The sequence below is a fragment of the Micromonospora sp. NPDC048835 genome (genome assembly GCF_040649995.1).
In the GTDB taxonomy this organism is placed as follows: domain Bacteria; phylum Actinomycetota; class Actinomycetes; order Mycobacteriales; family Micromonosporaceae; genus Micromonospora.
Map to the genome: position 1 here is coordinate 1 of NZ_JBEZGM010000064.1, position 4321 is coordinate 4321.

Consider the following 4321-nt stretch of genomic DNA (forward strand, 5'->3'; position numbering starts at 1 on the left):
GGCCGGCGCGGGCGGCGCGGGGGGTGGGGCGGCGGTCCCGCGTCGGGCGCCCTTTCGCGCGGCCCCCTGCCGGGGGCGGGGGGGCCCCCCCCCCCCCCCCCCCCCCCGACCGTTCAGCCGGCCAGGTGCGACCAGTCCCCCTCCAGGTCCTGCCAGGTGCCCTGCGCCGCCACCGTGCCGCCGAGCAGCACCACCACGTGGTCGGCCCGGACCAACGCGGCGCGCTTCGCGGTCGAGCCGACCACCGTCACCCCGTGACCCCGCAACGCCTGCCACAGCGCCAACTCGGTGGTGACGTCAAGCGCCGACGACACGTCGTCGGCGACAAGCAGTTCGGTACGCGGAGCCAACGCCCGCGCCAGCGCCAACCGCTGCAACTGCCCGCCGGAGAGCCGGGTGCCCTTGTGCCCGATGAGCAGGCCCAGCCCACCACCGGCGGCGGCCAGGTCATGGTCGAGCTGGGCGGTACTGACCGCCCCCGCCGCGTCCACCTGGTGCCCGAGGGCGATGTTGTCGGCCACCGTGCCGGAGAGCACCCGGGGCAACTGACCGACGTAGCCGACCTGGTGTGGACGCAGGAACAGCTCCGGCTCGGTGACCGGGTCGCCGTTCCAGGCCAGCTCGCCGGTGTGGTGCACGATCCCGGCCAGCCCCCGCAGCAACGAGGACTTACCCGACCCCACCGGCCCGACGACGAGCACCAACTGGCCCCGCTGCACGGTCAGGTCCACGTCCCGCACGGCGACCGTGCCGTCGGAGTGCACCACCCCGAAGCGGCGCAGCTCCAGCCGGCGCAGCGGGTGCCGGGGCGGCATGGCCGGCGCGGGGGCCGTCCCGGCGGTCAGGTCGACCTCCGACACCCCTGCGGAGTACGTGCCAACCCCGGTCATCGCCACGGTGCGTCGGGTCCAGACCCGCGCCGAGGGCAGCTGCGAGATCAACGACGCGGTCGTCCAGGCGAACCAACGGGCCGCGCCCAGGGTGGAGACGGCCACCAGCACCGCCCCTGCGGAGAGCGAGCCGTTGAGGTAGAGCGCCCAGGCGCCGATCGGCAACAACCCACTGGCCATCGACGGTGTGGAACGCGCCCACACCTGCACCGAGATCTCCCGCCGCTGCCGGTCGCTGCGCAGCACGTCCAAGCCCGCCAGGTGGCGCAGCACCGCGGTGGTCGCGCCGGCCAGCTTCACCGTCCGCGCCGCCGAGAGCGCGGAGACCAGCGCCGTGGCGAAGGAGGCCCGCGCCGCCACCGTCGCCCGCGCGGCCCGCTCCAGCTTCGGCCCGAACAACGTCGCGGCCAGCCCCGAGACGACCATCGTGCCGAGGAAGAACAGGCCGGGTACGACGCTGCCGGTGACCGCCGTCATGGCGACCACGAGCACCAACGCGACGGTCTGGTCCAGCACGTTGTCGGCGAGCTGCACCACCCGTTCGGTGTCGCCACCCTGCGCCACCACCTCGGCGGGGGTGTGTGAGCTGACCCGGCGCGGCCCGGTCTGGCCGTGCACCAGGCGGAGGCCGATCCGCAGCATCTGCCGCACCCACCACTGCGGGAACCAGACATGGGTGTAGAACGGCAGCGGCAGGGTGACGAGCAGCCCGGCGACGATCCCCACCGCCGGCAGGTACGGGTTGCCGCTCCCGTCGACGAGGTCCGCCCAGAGCCAGGGCAGCACCGGGCCGTCCAGCCCGAGCAGGCTGAGCCCGAGAAACAGGACGATCGCCGTCGCCCCGTACCGGGGATCGTTCGTGCAGAGTCGGAAGATCTCCCGCAGCGTCCGGGCCGGCGGCTCCGGCGGCAGTGGCGGTGGTTCGGCGCGGGCCGGCGCGACCGCGCCCTGCGAGCGGTCCGGCGGCGTGGCCCGGGTGGCCCGCCCCTCCGGCTCCGCCCGTGTGGCCTGCCCTTCCGCCGCGACCCGATCGTCAGGTGCGGGCGGCGGCTCGCTCGGCCACGCGTCCGGGTCGGGGCCGACCAGCAGGTCGGTGCCGACGCCGGTGCGACCGGCCGACCCCACCGTGGCGTACGCGGCGGCGTGGCTTGTCGCCAACAGCTCCGCGAAGCGCGTCGACGTCTCCAACGGGCCGGCCTCGACCACCGCGCCATCGGCCAGGACGACCACCTCGTCACAGCGTCGTACCGAGGAGAGCCGGTGCGCGATGACGATGCCGATCCGGTCGCGGAGCAGTCGCTCGGTGGCCCGCTGCACCCGCGCCTCGGTGACCGGGTCCAACCGCGCGGTGGCCTCGTCGAGGATCACCACGTGCGGCTCCCGCACCAGGATCCGGGCGAACGCCACCAACTGCTCCTGACCGGCGGAGAGCACGTGCCCGCCCTCGCCCAACCGGGTCGTCAACCCATCCGGCAGCTCGGCGATCCAACCGGCGAGGCCCAACTCGTCGAGCGCCCGAGCCGCCACGTCGAGCAGCTCCGGGTCGAAGAGTGCGACGTTCTCGGCGAGGGTGCCGGCCAGGATCTCGGTACGCTGCGGCACCAACGCCACCCAGCGGCGCAACTGCTCGACGTCGAGGTCGCACAGGTCGGTGCCGCCGAGGAAGACCGTGCCCGGCGGCACGTCGACCGCCCGGGTGAGCACCTTCGCCAGAGTCGACTTGCCGGAGCCGGTCCGGCCGATCAGCGCGTACGAGCGACCACGCGCGAAGGTGAGGCTGAGCCCGCGCAGCGCCGCACCCCGGCCACCCTCGCCGTACCCGAATGTCAGATCGCGGATGCGCACGTCGCCCTCGCTCGGGCTGGCCCCACCGACCGGTTCCTGCCGAGCCTTGGAGAGCAACTGCACCCGCGCCCACGCGCCGAGAGCCTCCTGGATTTCCGGCACCATCCGGCTGACGTGTTCGGCGGTCGCCCCGAAGGCCAGGGCGAGCAGCCAGATCGCGGTGAGCCGGGCGGCGTCGATCCGGCCGGTGGCCAACGCCCAGGCCCCGCCGAGCACCACCACGCCGATGCCGGCCCGGATCGTCGCGGTGGCCACGGTCGCCACCCGCGCGGACAGCACCCAGACCACACTTCCCCGGGACAGCACGGCAGCAGCCCGCCGGGCATACAACCGCAGCACGTACGGGCGAGCGAGACTGGTGCGTACGTCGTCCTGACCGTGCACCGCCTCCTCCATCACGGCGGCCAGGTCGGACCACGCCTCCTCCTCGGCCATCCGGGCCGGGCCGATCCGCGCCGTGGGCCGGCGCAGACCAACCGCGAGCACCACGGTGAGCAGCAGCATCGCGACCCCGGCCGGCCACCACACGGCCAGCGCCACGACCATCGACAACACGCCGACGCAGAGACCCTGAGCGAGCCGGGTGCCCTGGTTCCGTATCGCCGACGCAACCTGATAGACATCCCCGTCGATGCGGTCCAGCAGCTCACCCACCGGGGTGGTCTCCAGGGTCGGCAGGTCCTGCCCGAGAGCGACCCGACACAGCCGGCGACGCACGTCGGCGGACCAGTCGGCGGTCAGGCCGGCCATCAGCAGACTCACCGCGAGGTCGCTGAGGACCACGGCGACCAGTGCCGCCGCCAGCACGGCGAAGAAGCCCGCCGAACGATGCACGAGCACCGCGCCGGCCAGCGCCGACGCGCCCGCCTGCCCCGCAGCACCCAACACGATCAGGACAACCACGATCGTCATACGGCGGGTCGAGGTGCCCCACAGATCACGGAGCAGGCGCATGGAAGTCCTCCGGGACGTGGGTGGCGGAGACCTCAGCCTGCCCACACAAACCCGTCAACTCAACCGATTTTCCGGCCCCTGAGCAGGGCATCCGTCAGCAGGAGCCAGAATGGAGCCGCAACGCCCGAGACAGAGTTACCGACGCCCGAGCAGTTGCCGCCGACACCCGGGCAGTTGCCGCCGACACCCGAGCGGTTGCCGCCGACGCCCGAGCAGTTGCCGCCGACGCCCGAGCGGTTGCCGCCGACGCCCGAGCAGTTGCCGCCGACGCCCGCGACGAAGCCACCCGGCCCCGTAGCAGGGCCGCCCACCCCGATCGGCGGCGCCAGAGCTCAGCGATCGCGCGGAGAGCGCGGGCTTTCACCCGGTTGGTGCGGCTTGACCGTTCCGCGCCCCGCCTCGGCCGTTTTGATCAACTCCACTTCCTGGATACCGCGCTGTCCGAGCGATCGGGACACCGCAACTTTCATGAACGCGAGTGGATCACGCGGGAGAGGGCCAGATGACGCGCCGTGGCCGAGCGCGGTGTGAGTGATTTGGGCGTTTCGCGAGGTCTGTCCTGTGACCGGGTGCACCGATGGGTCGGAATCGTGGCCGGGGCGGGGTCGTTACACACTCTGACGATCGCAGCA

At 73.3% G+C, this 4321-nt stretch carries 1 protein-coding gene; it reads right to left on the minus strand.

Annotation, left to right across the window (positions count from 1 at the left end):
* Positions 1-113 precede the first annotated feature (113 nt).
* Positions 114-3689 carry an ABC transporter ATP-binding protein gene (locus AB0C15_RS32495; protein ID WP_357358576.1) on the minus strand — a complete coding sequence of 1192 codons (3576 nt, stop codon included), beginning with the start codon at positions 3687-3689 and terminating at the stop codon, positions 114-116.
* Positions 3690-4321: the final 632 nt, after the last annotated feature.